Origin of the sequence: Chryseobacterium fluminis (genome assembly GCF_026314945.1) — a bacterium.
Taxonomy (GTDB): domain Bacteria; phylum Bacteroidota; class Bacteroidia; order Flavobacteriales; family Weeksellaceae; genus Chryseobacterium; species Chryseobacterium fluminis.
Genome location: NZ_CP111121.1, coordinates 710,845 through 725,394, shown reverse-complemented (window position 1 = coordinate 725,394; position 14,550 = coordinate 710,845). Strand labels below are relative to the sequence as shown.

Sequence of the window (14,550 nt, the reverse complement as noted above, 5' to 3'; positions counted from 1 at the left end):
AAAAATAATATATTTATTAACAAGAGAAAAGTGTTTAAGTAAACTATCAAATACTCCGAGTAAAACTCATACTTCGATTAAGACTTAAACACTTTCTTATCAAAAAACTCAGATAGAAATTCGGGATTGTAGCCCATTATTAAGGAGTTAGATAATGATAAGTTTCTCTTTCAATTATCAAAAACAAATTTATGGAAAAAATTTTTATTGGAATTGACATCAGTAAATTAACTCTGGATGTTTTCGTTAATAGTTACTCTACAACACAACATTACCAAATTGAGAATTGTTCGAAAGCTATCAAAAAGTTTTTTAAGAGCTTTCCCAACGATGCAAATACCGTTGTAGGAATGGAGAATACAGGAAGATATAATTTTGAACTTTACGAAATTTTAAGCAGTATGAATCTGCTGGTTTTTGTTATAAATCCACTTCATTTAAAGAAAAGCATTGGTCTTCTAAGGGGTAAGAATGATAAACTCGACAGTCAGAGGATTTGTATTTTTTTAGAGAAAAACCATATGGATTTAGACCCTTGGACTCCTAAATCGTCAGATATTCAAAAAATAAGTTTATTGAATGCCGAACGCAGGCACAGAGTAAAAATAAAAGCAGGTTTATTAAGACAGATGAAAGATTTAAGTTTTCTTAAAAATCATACAGATAAGGAAATTATAAAACTTAATAAGCAACTCATTTTACTTTTAGATAAACAGATTAAAACAGTTGAGAAAAAGATTGTAGAGATTATTGAATCGAATGTAGAATTGAAGGATCAATATAAAAGAATACAGACTGTCCCAGGTGTTGGAAAAGTATTGGCTAGTATGTTAATTGTCAAAACTAATGGATTTACAGAGATTCAATCGGCAAGAAAGATGGCTTGTTATTCAGGAGTAGTTCCGTTTGATCATCGCTCCGGTTCATCAATCTATTACAAACCTCGAGTCTCTACAATGGCTGACAAGGAGTTAAAAAAGATTTTACATTTAGCTGCTTTAAGTTCTATAAGATTGAAAAATGATCTAGCTTCATACTTTCAAAGAAAAGTTTTGGAGGGAAAGAATAAGATGTCTGTGTTAAATGCAATTAGAAATAAAATCATACACAGAGTTTATGCTCTTATAAAAAATAATTCTGTTTATAAAAATAAGTTGCTCACGTCATAGAAATCGAAGTGACGGAAGTGATTATTTTACTATGGAACTTATTTCAATTAGAAAATTATAAATGTGCCTAAATATTTAATGAGATAAGACCGTCACTTCGAGTAGGTTTTTGAAAAAAACCGTATCGAGAAGTGCTACATCAGACAAATAGCTAATAGAGGATCATGTACAAAACTTCTCGATATACTCCGCTTTGCTGCGTTACTTGAAGTGACGGGAACGGTAAACCTTGTGATTGAAAGTAATGGCATGTTATACCGAGGCTAATGGTAAAATAAAAAAAGCTTACGGAATCCTCCGAAAGCTTTAGTATATCTTGTATATGAAAATTAATCAGCCATTACTTCGCCGGACTTCCTATAGACAAAACTTCCATAGATATGTCTTCTCGCAAAACGGCTTGGAGAATCAGAATTTACCATTTTAATATAGGTATTTCTTGGTACTCCGATATATTCGTACATATTTCCGTTCAGATGCTGAACCGTCAACACCGATTTTTCTAAATAAAAATCCTGAATATTAGATTTGGTTACCGTCTCTGTATATTCTTCCTTATATTTTTCCTGGGTTTCCGGATTGATACTTACCAAAAAATGGTAGGCTTCAATCACAGTCTTACTTTTTTCTTCTGCTTCCAGCTTTCCCGCTTCATCATTGATGAATTTATCAGGATGCGTATCTTTCATCGTATTCCTGTAAATGGTTTTCAGTTCTTTCAGTGTAACATTTTTATCAACCTCAAGAAGCTTTCTGTATTCGCCTAATTTTTTCATATGTTCTATCCCTATTTCGGGGTGCAAAATTAAGCAAATTAATTGATAAAGTGTATGTTATTCATTATTAATTTATACAGATTTATGATTCGCTTCATATTTGAAAAGGATATTTACAATTTATTTAACTTATAATTCTTAATTTGTCAGGTGATGCTTAATCAAGCCTCTTTCTTATGCAACGTAATTAGGTGTAAGATATAAGTCTAAGGCAGGCTTATATCTTACAAATTAATTATCATGAAAATATTCATAAGCATATCCTTCTAAATCTCCGCCTTCGGAAATTAAATTATCATTCTCATCAAATATTTTAAAACTTTCCTGCGAATTTCCAATGCTTGCAGAACCATCTAAAGCAAGTAAGATAGTATAGAAAGTATCTGTCAAAAGATCAGAAATCACTTCTTTTAATTTCTCAGTTTGAATTTCACTCAGATTTAATTCTTCGATTTTTGTTGAAACAAGAGTTCTATATTGTGGTTGGTAATTAAAAGTTGAATAGAGGATGTTTTGTTTTTCTTGGTAAAAGTTTTTTACAAATTCTTTGGTCGTCATTATTATTTATTTTTTTCTAAAATTTTTATTCTCCTTTCAAAAGCCTTAACATTAGATTGTTCTTCTTTTTGCACAACTTTCAAACTCCTTAATTCATTGTGGGTATGTGATAATTCTTTTTTAAAGATTCAATTTCAGATGAATCTGAATCTTTAAAAAGTTGAATTCCACTAATAAGTAAAGCTAGTATAGAAAGGATTACAGTAATTAAATTCCATTTTTTTGATTCCCATAAAATTTTCTTTTGATACGATGAATGCCCACCAGCCTTTATAGCTTCTAAACCAAATTTTGTTATATCAAAATATCCCTTTCCTGTAGGAAGAAAATATTCATATCTTTTTCCAAAATTGATAGTGTTTTCCATTAATTTTAGTTCTTTAAGATTGTCTGAATTGAGATTAAATTCTTGGTAATAATCTCTAACATAAAAATTTGTTTTACCCTCAAGCAATTTTAAATAGCTTATTTAATCTCTGTTCATTCATTACTACTATAGTTAAATTTTTAATTACGAAAGTATGTAATATTATATATTCCTAAAAAGAAAATATCAGATTTTCAGTAACAATACCACAAACCAATTCGAAACACTGATATTCAATCTTTTCAAACTCATCAACCATTCAAAAAGATTCGTAGACAAAGTATAAATGATAGAAGCTGAATCTTTATACTTGTTACAGGGAAGGTAAGCAATTTTTAAAAACCATTTCAAATACCCTTAAAAAAGGGCAATAAGTATAAAATACCTGGCTAACAAAAACAAACATTATCCAACCAAAAAACAGCCAAAAAACACAATTTTGCTGTTCTAATTTTTTATATTTGTAAAAAATCAAATATGCAAAAAGAAAAATTACGATCAGTACGAAAGAGAAAAGGCTACACACAGCAGCAGATTGCGGATGTGCTGGCAACGGATGTTTCCAACTACTGCAGAAAAGAAAGCGGAGATGTGAAAATCATCCATGAAGAATGGGCAAAAATAGCCGATTTCCTGAATGTTCCTTTAGAGGAAATCTACGAAGAAGAAGGAGCTTTAACTGTTATTAATAACAATAATTCGACATTTAATGACAGTCCTGGCTCCGGTGCTAGTGCAGGAGGTCAAAATACGAACACTTTCAATAATGAAATGAGTATTGAAATGATCAAGAACTTGCAGGAATATATTACTCTGCTAAAAGAAAAAATCAGCCATCTTGAGGAGAAAGGAAATAATCCGGAGAAATAATAAATCTAAATTCATAAAATAAAAAACACGTCAGACCCGATGTGTTTTTTGTTTTATTGACAGGTAATATCAATAGGAGCGGGCTTTAGCCCGCTTTCCCGGAAACAAGGTAATTGGCTTTAGCCAAAACATAAAATATAAGCAGTCAGATCGTGATTTATAATCTGTGATGAGTGTTTAGTAAAAAAGCATCCCTAGGACTGCTTTTAAAAGATCATAACTATAGTGCAAAAGATATTAATCAAAATAATTGTTATATCGTCTTGCATTTTCATTAATTCGCGCCATATTTTGTGGTGAAAGAGCCATTCCGGTTTGATTGGAAACTGCACCGGCAGGATCGTCTAAAAAGTTTTTTCGGGCCTTTTTATAAGTCTTATAATCCGTGGAAAAGACATCTTTCATAATAAGTATGGGCTTTTCAACTTTTTTCAAGCTTACTAACGTAAATCTTAAAAAATCATTCGTATCATAAACTTCCAATATTAAACCGGGTAAATTTTTAAAGATATAGGGGCCATCCGGAATAGGTACAGCACTTGAAAACCATGCAACATACGTTCTGTTTTTGTACTTTGTTGTTGCTTTTTTGCAAATATAGTTTTCTATTGTTTTTGTCTCATCTTCTATTTTCCAACCCAGCTGATCCTCCAACGGGAAAGAGAACTTTGTTTTAAGTAATTCTTTGAAAATGGTTTGTTTTCCTTTATCAAGATAAACTTCATCTTTGAAATTAACCTTGGGTACATTACGAAGGTCCACAACGATTTTCCCATCAATAGGATTTTCCCACTGTTTCTTGCCTAGTGCTAAGGCTATTGAATCGCTTTTTGCTTTCTGAGTACTTTTAAACAAAGATGTATTGTCTTTTATAAGTAATGAAGAATATTCCTGTAATACATTTGTCCGGTTCAGAGTATCAGGATGGATTTTCACTTTATAAATGACTTCATATTCTGATTGCAAGGTTTGTGACTGCGCTGAAAAGAACTGTATTGAGACTAAGAAAAACAGAAGATAACATTTCATCAGGTAATAGATTTAAAACACAAATAAGAGTGAGAACTATTAAGGACACAAAAATTCATTTAGCAATTGAGCATTGTGAATGTGATCTGCATGAGCCTGGGCATATGTATCAGTCCCGGAGCCCTCACCCCAACAAATAGTGTCGGTAAGGATTTCATTAGTACAGGTAACTAGAATGCCGATAGACTGACATTGCATTTTAGAAACTTCTGTTTTTTCACCAGTCTGCGGCTTGATTTCTACTGTGTTTTTAGCACTTACTAATCCAGCAACTCCAAAGGATGCTAATAAAATGAGTTTTTTCATAAATTTTTAGTTTTTTGGTGTGATAAAGTTATTGAATAATTAGTGTAAATTATCATACAAATATGAATTTAATTTACATAATTTTCATTTTTTATCCTACTATCTAATGAAGTCGGTAAAGTGTTAAGAATTTTTTGATAATATTTGATATAAAAGACATCAGGCCTTGAGATGTTCTTGTATTAACGACAAGCAATATCAATGGGAGCAGACTTTATCCAACCAAAAAACAGCCAAAAAACACAATTTGCTGTTCTAATTTTTTATATTTGTAAAAAATCAAATATGCAAAAAGAAAAATTACGATCGGTACGAAAGAGAAAAGGCTACACACAGCAGCAGATTGCGGATGTGCTGGCAACGGATGTTTCCAACTACTGTAGGAAGGAAAGCGGAGATGTGAAAATCATCCATGAAGAATGGGCAAAAATAGCCGATTTTCTGAATGTTCCTTTAGAGGAAATCTACGAAGAAGAAGGAGCTTTAACTGTTATTAATAACAATAATTCGACATTTAATGACAGTCCTGGCTCCGGTGCTAGTGCAGGAGGTCAAAATACGAACACTTTCAATAATGAAATGAGTATTGAAATGATCAAGAACTTGCAGGAATATATCACTCTGCTAAAAGAAAAAATCAGCCATCTTGAGGAGAAAGAGAAGAATCAGGGTACATAAATACTGACCTACCAGATACAAAGCACATCAGATCCTGATGTGTTTTTTGTTTTATTGACAAGCAATATCAATAGGAGCGGGATTTTGAAGTAACAAACCTTTAAGGTTTAACAGTAACAGATAAATTACTTGTCATTTAAAAATCTATTTAAAAAGATAAAACTCATGAATGATTTCCCGTTTACCCGGACTGATTTTTAATATTGCTGACATGAACGAATTAAGGATTGGGTATTGCTGTTTCGGCTAAGTTCTTAATTAAACTTTCTCTGAAGGACAAAAGTCAGCCTGGCATTTTTTATAAAATCCTCCACCGGAGTATCTTTATTGGCTTCTTTATTTGTGAGTTCTATTAAATACTGAATAGGACCCGGCAGTTTTGTGTCTTTACAGATAAGGTTAAATGCTCTTACTTTCGGATCTGTTTCCAGAAAATCCAGATAATTCATGTCATTGATTCTCATATTATTAACATCAAAAGATGCGCGTGGATCTTTCTGAAGTTTCAAAAATCTTTTCTGTGTCCTGTCGGTGGTTTCAGCAATGAACTTATCCATCTGATAGTCCGTGAGAAGTTGCGGATAGATCAGTCCCTCCTGCAGAATCAGTTTTACCGCTGGGTTTGCTTTATCATAAAAAATAGTTTTATCGTCAAACTCTGCCAGACCATCTTTAACGGATATTTTGCCTTCGAATTTCTTATAATTTTTCTTTTTATAGGCATTTTTATATTGTTCGGTAATGGCTTTGTTTTTTGCAGCAGCCGTTTCTTTTTTTTGGGCAAAAGCTCCGGCAGACAATAGCAGGGACAGGCTTAGGGACAATAGCAGTTTCATAAGGTATGGATTTTAATAAGGGTTTCTATAAAATATTTTTAATTCGAAGGTATTGGATAAGCATAATGGTTTTGGCATCTCTGATTTCGCCGTTATCGATCATTTTTAAAGCTTCCTCAAAAGAAAATTCGAGTACTTCTATATTTTCACCTTCATCGGCGAGTCCGCCGCCCTCTGTCATTTTCATTTCTGCAGCATATTGGGCTATAAAAAAATGAAGAATCTCTGTCACGGAGCCCGGCGACATATAGGCTTCGAAGATCTTTTCTGCTTTCGAAATTTTGTAGCCGGTTTCCTCTTCGGTTTCCCTTTTAATGCATTCTTCGGGATTGTCATTATCCAGCAGCCCGGCGCAGGCTTCGATCAGCATTCCGTCCGGATTTCCGTTGATGAAAGTAGGCAGTCTGAATTGTCTGGTCAGGATAATTTTACCTGAAGCTGTGTTGTATAATAAAATAACGGCTCCGTTTCCCCGGTCATAGGCCTCTCTGCTTTGGGTTTCCCCGGTTCCGTCTTTTTTTGAGATATTGAACGTTACTTTTTTTAAAGTATACCAGTTATCAGATAAAATTTCAGTTTTTTCAATGTTTACTTTTATATCCTGCATTATATTGTATGTATTAATCAGTTTTTTAATTATTGGTTGAGCAAATCTTCCAGCGCCTTTTTCAGATCGGGGAATTCAAAACGGAAGCCTTTCTGCTGTATTTTTTCCGAAGATGCCCTGGAGCCTTCCAATACAGCATCTGCCAGGTCCCCAAAGATAAGTTTTAATACAAAACCAGGAACATTGGGCATCAACAAAGGCTTTTTTAAAACTTCTGCTATTTTTTTTGTTAGATTTTCGTTGGTAGTATGCTGCGGCGAAGTGGCATTATAGCTTCCCTGTACTTCTTTGTTTCTCAGTGCAAACTCGTACATCGAGCAGATATCTTTTATATGAATCCATGGCATATACTGTTTGCCTGTTCCCAAAGGAGAGCCTATGTAATTTTTGATCGTGGGAACCATTTTTTTTAAAGCGCCGTCTTTTTCCGAAAGAACAACGGCTGTTCTCATTTTTACCACCCGCTCTGCGATATTCTGTTCTTTAAAATCATCAGCAGCCTTTTCCCACAGGATAACGACTTCGCTTAAAAAATCATTTCCGGGAGGATCCTGCTCCGTGAAAATTTTCTCGGACGTCACGGTGCCGTAATAATTGATTCCGGAAGCGGAAATGAAGGATTTTAATCTGATGTTTTTCTTCCGCAGGATATTCAGAAGTAGTTTTGCAGATTCTACGCGGCTTGAAATCAACTGCTTTTTTCTTTCGTCTGTCCAGCGCTTTTCGGAAATATTGGCGCCTGCAAGATGAATGATGTGGGAAACATTTTCAAAAGCAGATTCATCGATCGTCTGCCGGTCGATATCCCATTCAAATTCGTTGTGATGTTTCTTTTTTCGGGTCAGAAGCCGGACTTCATATTCTTTACTCAGTTTTTTGGACAGTTCCTTGGCAATCATGCCGCCCGCACCCGTGATCAAAACAACTTCCTTCATACTTTTACAATTAAATTGGTATATCTATGCCTGATTTCTTACGATCAGCACAAAGTCTTCATCCAGAAGTTTATAACCGTAATCGTAAATAAATTTATATTCCGAACCGTTTTTATAAACCTTAATATTGGTGAAATAGTCAAAATCAAAACCTAAGCCATCAAGCTTGGATTTTGAAATTTTTGTTTTTCCGTCGATATTGGTCTCCTTTAATATTCTGTAATTCCTGCGAAGCTTATTGTTGACATTCCGCATCAGATTATTAGAGTCCTTGTTCTGCTGATTGTTGTACGTGTTGCGACAGGCATCGTTGCAGAACTTCTTGTCGGATCTTCCGATGATTTTTTCGCCGCATTCTAAGCAATTCATAATTTATTTTTCATTTTGGGTTTGTGTTTTTTCTGAAGCAGACGCTTAAGCCTGCTGTGGGTAGGGTAGCTTCTGTTGGAGGTAAGGTTGTTAAAAAATAAGGCAACCAGTAATAAGATGATGCATCCGGATAATACCGGGGATATTACGTACCAGTATCCCAGTTCAGGAATTTTTCCTGTGGAGCTTACCGCGATCAGGGCGGTGGCTCCGCCCGGTGGATGAAGCGTTTTTGTATACTGCATCAGTATGATAGAGAACGCTACTGCCAACGGAGCAGAAAGCCAGATGATATCCGGGACGATCTTGTAGACCGTTACCCCTACAATTGCTGAGATAACATGTCCTCCCACCAGATTTCGCGGTTGGGCCAGCGGACTCTGAATCGCGCCGTAGATCAGAACACTCGAAGCTCCGAAAGAACCGATTAAAAAGATATTTTCTGTAGCTGCCAAAGTATGGGACTGCATAAAGGCAATAATTCCAATACCGAAAAATGCTCCCAGAAATGACCAGAAATGTTCTTTATAATCTACCAGTGTTTCCCTGTAAATGACGTATTTTGAAACCCTGAATGTTCTTTTGATGGTCTTCTTCATTTTTATTCTTCTTTATTTATTATCTGAATTAAAAGGTCGGTTAAAATCTTTGTATAATCGCCATTTTCGTCATCGTCAGGATCCGGAATTGTAATTTCGATCCCAAAACATTTTCGTGATAAATTAAAGGGCTTAATATAAGATCTGGATCATCTATCCCATTTCCGTTCTGCTGTCGACACAGGATATATTTTTCTTCCGAAAAGTGAGGTTTTAGATCATTAGTATAGGTCAGTCTTTTATAACCCAATCCCGCAACAAGCCAGATAGTATTCCGAGGATGTATTCTTGGATGAAAACCGAATTTCCGGAGCCAGCCCGGAAGTTTTCTGACGCAGGGCTCAGCTTCATGTTCTTTTTTTATCAGGCCCAGATTGGAAGAGAACTCAAAAATATTAACATTTTTTTTCATAATGAATACTTTATCAAAGATACATAATTATCCGTTTTCAAACGGCTGAACGGAACAATTATATTCGGTAGAAATCATCCGGAATTTTGTATAAAGCAGACCTTCTATCCGTTTTCAAACGACTACAAACGATTTTAAACAATTTATCACCGACTCTGTTTTTCGTAATCCCCAATCTTTGCAACAGAGATTTGAGAAAACAGTGAGCCTCTCAGATCTGAATATTAATCTTAAATTAAAATATTATGTCACTAAGAAACACCGTAACATTAATAGGTTACACAGGAAAAGAAGTAGAAACCGTAAATTTCGATAACGGAAGTTTAAAAGCAAGTGTATCACTCGCTACCAGCGATCACTACACCAATGCAAAAGGGGAGAAAATAGAGGAAACGCAATGGCATACGCTGGTGGCATTCGGAAAAGTCGCCGAAATTTTTCAGAAGTATGTTTCTAAAGGGAAAGAAATTGCAGTAGAAGGCAAATTAACCTACCGGTCATATGACGATAAAGACGGCGTAAAAAGATATATCACCGAAATTAAAGTGGATGAGATTCTGCTTTTAGGAAGTAAATAACGGCAAAAATATACATGATGAAAGTAGAAGTTTTTAAAATCAGACTCGCCCGGGATTTTCTGCACAGAGATCAGCAGGCGCTCAACGCTTTCCTGGAGGGAAAAGAAATTCTAAAAGCAGAAACCGCTTTTGTGAATGATGACAATTACTGGTCTGTCGTTCTGTATTTCGATGAGCCAAAACCCATACAGCAAAATACGGTGAAAGATCCCAAGACCATCAAGTACTCTGCTGAAAGCGACGCGCTGAATTCGGACGAAGAAAAAATTCTGGATGCCCTGAAAGAATGGCGGTCCGAAAAAGCCAGAAAGCAAAGCCTGCCGACTTATTTTATCGCGACTAATAAAGAACTGATTTCCGTGGCTAAATATAAACCCGCCAAAAAGGAAGAATTGCTGGATATCAAAGGTTTTGGAAAACATAAAATCGAAAACTACGGCGAAGAAATTTTAGAAATTCTTGAAAGTACCTGACTTAATATGAGCAGAAACACAAATGATTGAAGTAATGAAATCCGGGGAAGATTATTTCCCGGGTTTTATGATGTTGATAATGAGGTTGTCCAGGTAATACGTCCGGCTTGTCTATCCACAGCTGACGTTTTGAGATAGTAATTTTTGATGTCAATTTTATGATAGCAATATTTATTTGAACTAATAAAACTATTTGCAAGTCAATGAGTTACACTTTATCTCAAATATCATTAAGCAACCTTGGTGAATCTTACCTCTTTGAATGGGCAGAATGAGATAAAGCCCAACATATAAATAAAATATACCTCCGATAAATAAAGACAAAAAACTTTTAGAAAAGTAGTAAAGTAGGGATGAATTGAATATGAAAAAGTCTTTGCAAATCACTATTTTTGCATTCTTATCAAATAGTAATCATCATTTATCAATTATAAAAATGAAACCAGGTTTAGCAAAAGGAACGAGAGATTTTACAGCAGTAGAAGTGTCAAGAAGGAGATTTATTATCAATACGCTGCAGAAGAACTTCGAGCTGTTTGGATTCCAGCCTTTGGAAACTCCGAGCTTTGAAAATCTTTCTACATTAACAGGTAAATACGGAGAGGAGGGAGATCGCCTGATTTTTAAGATATTAAATTCAGGAGATTATACTTCAAAAGTGAACCAGGAAGAATGGGAAAACAAAAACCATCAGAAACTGATTTCTCAAATTTCCGACAAAGCCCTTCGTTATGACCTTACGGTACCTTTTGCAAGATTCGTGGCGATGAATCACAATCAACTGACTTTCCCCTTCAAAAGATATCAGATTCAGCCGGTCTGGAGAGCAGACCGTCCCCAAAAAGGCAGATTCAGAGAGTTCTACCAGTGTGATGCCGACGTAGTAGGAAGTGAAAGCCTGATTCAGGAAGTAGAGCTGATTCAGCTGTACCTGAAATCTTTTGCGGATTTAAAAGTTCCGGTTACCATTCACCTCAACAACAGAAAAGTCCTTTCAGGTCTGGCTGAATATGCCAAAATTACCGATCAACTGATTGATTTTACCGTGGCTCTTGATAAATTGGACAAAATTGGGAAAGAAGGGGTTGTAAAAGAGCTTCTGGAAAGAGGGATAGCCCAGGAATCTGTTGATAAGCTGGATTTCCTTTTTACTCAATCTGATGATGCCCTGGAAAACCTACGGCAACTGAAAGAAAAATTCACAGGAAACGAAGTTGGATTAAAGGGAGTGGAAGAACTGGAGTTTGTTTTAACACAGTCAGTTAATCTGGGGGTTGATATTCGGAATCTGGTTTTTAATATTACTCTGGCTAGAGGTTTAGATTATTATACCGGAGCGATTTTCGAAGTGAAGGCGGATGAAGTGCAGATGGGATCTATCGGAGGCGGTGGACGATACGACAACCTTACGGAGGTTTTCGGTGTGAAAAATATCCCGGGAATCGGAATATCATTCGGATTGGACAGAATTTATCTCGTGATGGAAGAATTAGGACTTTTCCCTGAAGAAGCAGCCTCGAAAGTAGATTACTTATTTGCCAACTTCGGTGGTGAAGAGACTTTGGAGGCTTTAAAATTAATCAAACAGTTAAGAGAAAAAGGGATTTCTGCCGAAATCTATCCTGAGGCTGCAAAAATAGGGAAGCAATTTACCTATGCAGAAAAAAAAGGAATCAGAAATCTTGTTTTTTTAGGAGAAGAAGAGATCAGAAATGGAAATGTAACGTATAAAGACCTCCAGGCCGGAGAACAGAAAACCGTTTCTGTAGAAGAATTTTTAAATAATGAAAAATAGTTTTATTGCGATTCTTATTTTGGCAGGAAGCATCGCAAATGCTCAGTACGTATCTGAAACGATGCCGCCACCACCTCCTGCATTAGACCTTTCTAAACCAAAAGACAATGTCATTTTACACGGAGATGTTAAAGAATTTCCCAGGGAGATTCTGAAATGGGATATTAAAACATTGAGCATTTCGGCTGATAAAGGATTTACAAAAATTCCTGAAGAAATTAAAAACTATAAAAATCTCACTCATTTCAGCATGAGCGGAGGAACAGAGGTTTCAGTCTTTCCGAATGGTTTCAGCAAACTTGAGAATTTAAGAAATATATCTATATACTCTAATTACATTAAGGTTTTCCCACAGCAGTTTCTTAAACTGAATTTAGAAGAACTCTATCTGTTTTGTCCGTATTTGGAAAAACTTCCGGATAATCTCGGAGATCTGGAAAATGTGAAAAAGCTTTCAATTATCGGCAGAGAATATAAGAGTGTCTTTATAAATGATAAAGAGGTTTTTCTTCAACCCTTAAGTCTTCCGAAAAGTATAAAAAAGTTAAAAAAGGTTGAAAGCTTTATGCTTAGTAAAAATATGCTGAAAAGCATTCCTGAAGAGATCGGGGAAATGGACAACCTGGTGAGACTTTATCTGGCAGATAATGATTTGGAAACTCTTCCGGGTAGTATTGCCAGGCTTAAAAAATTAAAAAGCATAGACCTGAGTAAAAATAAATTTAAAGTTTTCCCGGCTGCACTATATGACACTGAAAATGTAGAAGCCGTATATTACAGTGAAAACAGTATTGAATCTTTTCCTGTCGGCATCGATAAAATGAAAAATTTGAAGCACCTTTTTGCAGATAAATGTAAGATATCTTCTCAGGCGCTGGCAGAATTGTGGAATGCGTCGAGTCTGCAAACCCTGGATTTGTCGAATTGTCAGATTCAGAATTTACCTCCCGGATTGGAAAAGCTTACCCACCTGAAAAGCTTAAGCTTTTGGGGAAATAAACTATCCCCAGCTGATCTGGAAAAGCTGAAAAGAAATTTGCCTAATACAAAAGTAACGCTCGTTAATCCATACAAGCCTTTTTAAAACTGAAGGAAGCTCAAAAATTTCCGCCAATATTAAAATACAATTTGTAATTTAGGGTACATCAAGTTATAAAAAACTATTAAACATAAAACCTTATGAATAACATTTGTGGATTGTGCGGAGCGCTTTTAACACCTATGGATACGATTTCAGGTGAAAATAAACTGGCAGACAGCCATATTCTGTGCAATAAATGCCTGAATGAAGCTACCCAAATTAATAAAGATATCATTAATGATCTCAGCCAGTTTTTTCTCCCGGAGATCAGAGGGATTATTCTCCAGGGAAAAATTGAGGGAACCGCTCAGACCGTAACATCACAGTCTGTAGGCTTACAGGGCAATAGTACTCCGGGTTTTGGATTCGGAGGAACGCCGACAAGGCTAGATCATATTCAGGATCAGATCGTCGCGCTCAACGCCAGGCTAAGTATTTTCGTTAATGATGAGGTAAAGGAACTGGTAAATATATTGGAAAACGACGAAAGACTGACCGCCATTGCAGAAGGTCTCGCCATGCCAGGAAAAATAGAAGGTCTTATTTTTTCTACACAGAAAAGAGTGGTTTTTATTGATAAAAAATTCTTTGGCAATGTGCAGAAGGACGAATATTTGTATCAGAATATCTCTTCTGTAGACCACATCGAAAACCTTTTGTATTCTACCCTAAAAGTATTTACCAAAAGTGGTTCGACGGCAAAATTCAAACTTCATAATAAAAATGACGGGAAAACTTTCTGCAATGCGGTCAACTCATATCTTAACGGCTCTGCAAAACCATATATTCCACCTGTGCAACAACAACAACAACAACAACAACAACAACAACAACAGATTCAGGCTTCTTCTTTTAATCTGTATACTCTACAGACTTCAGAATCACCATTTCAGCAGGAAGTTTCAAAACCCGCCGGACAGCATGCGGCAGATAAGGAAAAGGAATCCCCGGAAGTTATTTTCGAGCAGCTGGAAAAACTCGGGAAGCTGAGGGAACTTAGAGTTTTAACTGAAGATGAGTTTGCCGAACAGAAGAAAAAATTATTAAGCAGAATTTAAAATAAATATTAATTTTCAGTCAAAAATTAAAACTCCTACGAAACACTGTGCCCA

19 protein-coding genes are annotated in these 14,550 nt (G+C 35.6%); 8 read left to right on the top strand and 11 right to left on the bottom strand.

Features of this window, described 5'->3' with window-relative positions:
• Positions 1–191: 191 nt before the first annotated feature.
• Complete coding sequence (locus ODZ84_RS03405) at positions 192–1,169, top strand: IS110 family RNA-guided transposase (RefSeq protein WP_266175607.1); 978 nt, start codon at positions 192–194, stop codon at positions 1,167–1,169.
• Positions 1,170–1,498: 329 nt separating this feature from the next.
• Here the strand turns inward: ODZ84_RS03405 and ODZ84_RS03400 are convergent, their stop codons facing one another.
• From ODZ84_RS03400 to ODZ84_RS03390, 3 genes are all read right to left on the bottom strand, one after another.
• A complete protein-coding gene (locus ODZ84_RS03400) occupies positions 1,499–1,945 on the bottom strand; it encodes a KTSC domain-containing protein (protein ID WP_266175606.1) in 447 nt (148 codons plus the stop codon).
• A 231-nt stretch (positions 1,946–2,176) separates the two neighbouring features.
• The gene (locus tag ODZ84_RS03395; protein WP_266175605.1) at positions 2,177–2,503 is read right to left on the bottom strand and encodes a hypothetical protein; all 327 of its coding nucleotides are present in this window, start codon (positions 2,501–2,503) and stop codon (positions 2,177–2,179) included.
• A gap of 88 nt (positions 2,504–2,591) precedes the next feature.
• Complete coding sequence (locus ODZ84_RS03390; RefSeq protein WP_266175604.1) at positions 2,592–2,870, bottom strand: hypothetical protein; 279 nt, start codon at positions 2,868–2,870, stop codon at positions 2,592–2,594.
• A gap of 477 nt (positions 2,871–3,347) precedes the next feature.
• Here ODZ84_RS03390 and ODZ84_RS03385 point away from each other — a divergent pair, with 477 nt between their 5' ends.
• Positions 3,348–3,740 (top strand): helix-turn-helix transcriptional regulator, encoded by a 393-nt coding sequence (locus tag ODZ84_RS03385; protein ID WP_266175603.1) that lies wholly within the window; start codon positions 3,348–3,350, stop codon positions 3,738–3,740.
• Positions 3,741–3,977: 237 nt separating this feature from the next.
• Here the strand turns inward: ODZ84_RS03385 and ODZ84_RS03380 are convergent, their stop codons facing one another.
• Together ODZ84_RS03380 and ODZ84_RS03375 are read right to left on the bottom strand one after the other, a co-directional pair.
• Positions 3,978–4,769 carry a GLPGLI family protein gene (locus ODZ84_RS03380; RefSeq protein ID WP_266175602.1) on the bottom strand — a complete coding sequence of 264 codons (792 nt, stop codon included), beginning with the start codon at positions 4,767–4,769 and terminating at the stop codon, positions 3,978–3,980.
• A 39-nt stretch (positions 4,770–4,808) separates the two neighbouring features.
• A complete protein-coding gene (locus ODZ84_RS03375; protein WP_266175601.1) occupies positions 4,809–5,075 on the bottom strand; it encodes a hypothetical protein in 267 nt (88 codons plus the stop codon).
• A 285-nt stretch (positions 5,076–5,360) separates the two neighbouring features.
• Here ODZ84_RS03375 and ODZ84_RS03370 point away from each other — a divergent pair, with 285 nt between their 5' ends.
• Positions 5,361–5,753, top strand: coding sequence for a helix-turn-helix transcriptional regulator (locus ODZ84_RS03370; RefSeq protein WP_266175600.1), 393 nt, complete (start codon positions 5,361–5,363; stop codon positions 5,751–5,753).
• Between the two features lie 254 nt (positions 5,754–6,007).
• Here ODZ84_RS03370 and ODZ84_RS03365 read toward each other — a convergent pair whose 3' ends face one another.
• Genes ODZ84_RS03365 through ODZ84_RS03340 form a run of 6 tightly spaced genes read right to left on the bottom strand, consistent with a single transcriptional unit; the run spans position 6,008 to position 9,511 of the window.
• Positions 6,008–6,589, bottom strand: coding sequence for a hypothetical protein (locus ODZ84_RS03365; RefSeq protein WP_266175599.1), 582 nt, complete (start codon positions 6,587–6,589; stop codon positions 6,008–6,010).
• A 25-nt stretch (positions 6,590–6,614) separates the two neighbouring features.
• Positions 6,615–7,196 carry a GDP-mannose pyrophosphatase NudK gene (gene nudK / locus ODZ84_RS03360; RefSeq protein ID WP_266175598.1) on the bottom strand — a complete coding sequence of 194 codons (582 nt, stop codon included), beginning with the start codon at positions 7,194–7,196 and terminating at the stop codon, positions 6,615–6,617.
• 29 nt (positions 7,197–7,225) lie between these two features.
• A complete protein-coding gene (locus ODZ84_RS03355; RefSeq protein WP_266175597.1) occupies positions 7,226–8,131 on the bottom strand; it encodes a TIGR01777 family oxidoreductase in 906 nt (301 codons plus the stop codon).
• A gap of 24 nt (positions 8,132–8,155) precedes the next feature.
• Positions 8,156–8,500: a hypothetical protein gene (locus ODZ84_RS03350; protein ID WP_266175596.1), complete on the bottom strand. Its 345-nt coding sequence runs from the start codon at positions 8,498–8,500 to the stop codon at positions 8,156–8,158.
• Complete coding sequence (locus ODZ84_RS03345) at positions 8,497–9,099, bottom strand: HPP family protein (RefSeq protein WP_266175595.1); 603 nt, start codon at positions 9,097–9,099, stop codon at positions 8,497–8,499. Before ODZ84_RS03345 ends, ODZ84_RS03350 begins: the two co-directional genes overlap by 4 nt.
• 40 nt (positions 9,100–9,139) lie before the next feature.
• Positions 9,140–9,511: a hypothetical protein gene (locus ODZ84_RS03340; protein WP_266175594.1), complete on the bottom strand. Its 372-nt coding sequence runs from the start codon at positions 9,509–9,511 to the stop codon at positions 9,140–9,142.
• Between the two features lie 245 nt (positions 9,512–9,756).
• Between ODZ84_RS03340 and ODZ84_RS03335 the strand changes: the two genes are divergently transcribed.
• From ODZ84_RS03335 to ODZ84_RS03315, 5 genes are all read left to right on the top strand, one after another.
• The gene (locus ODZ84_RS03335; RefSeq protein ID WP_266175593.1) at positions 9,757–10,089 is read left to right on the top strand and encodes a single-stranded DNA-binding protein; all 333 of its coding nucleotides are present in this window, start codon (positions 9,757–9,759) and stop codon (positions 10,087–10,089) included.
• A 14-nt stretch (positions 10,090–10,103) separates the two neighbouring features.
• Complete coding sequence (locus ODZ84_RS03330; RefSeq protein WP_266175592.1) at positions 10,104–10,562, top strand: HRDC domain-containing protein; 459 nt, start codon at positions 10,104–10,106, stop codon at positions 10,560–10,562.
• A 436-nt stretch (positions 10,563–10,998) separates the two neighbouring features.
• Positions 10,999–12,357 carry a histidine--tRNA ligase gene (hisS, locus tag ODZ84_RS03325; protein WP_266175591.1) on the top strand — a complete coding sequence of 453 codons (1,359 nt, stop codon included), beginning with the start codon at positions 10,999–11,001 and terminating at the stop codon, positions 12,355–12,357.
• On the top strand, positions 12,347–13,441 hold the full coding sequence (locus tag ODZ84_RS03320; RefSeq protein WP_266175590.1) for a leucine-rich repeat domain-containing protein: 1,095 nt from the start codon (positions 12,347–12,349) through the stop codon (positions 13,439–13,441). Before hisS ends, ODZ84_RS03320 begins: the two co-directional genes overlap by 11 nt.
• Positions 13,442–13,536: 95 nt before the next feature.
• Entirely contained in the window at positions 13,537–14,496 is a 960-nt protein-coding gene (locus tag ODZ84_RS03315) for a PH domain-containing protein (protein ID WP_266175589.1), read from the top strand.
• Positions 14,497–14,550 lie beyond the last annotated feature (54 nt).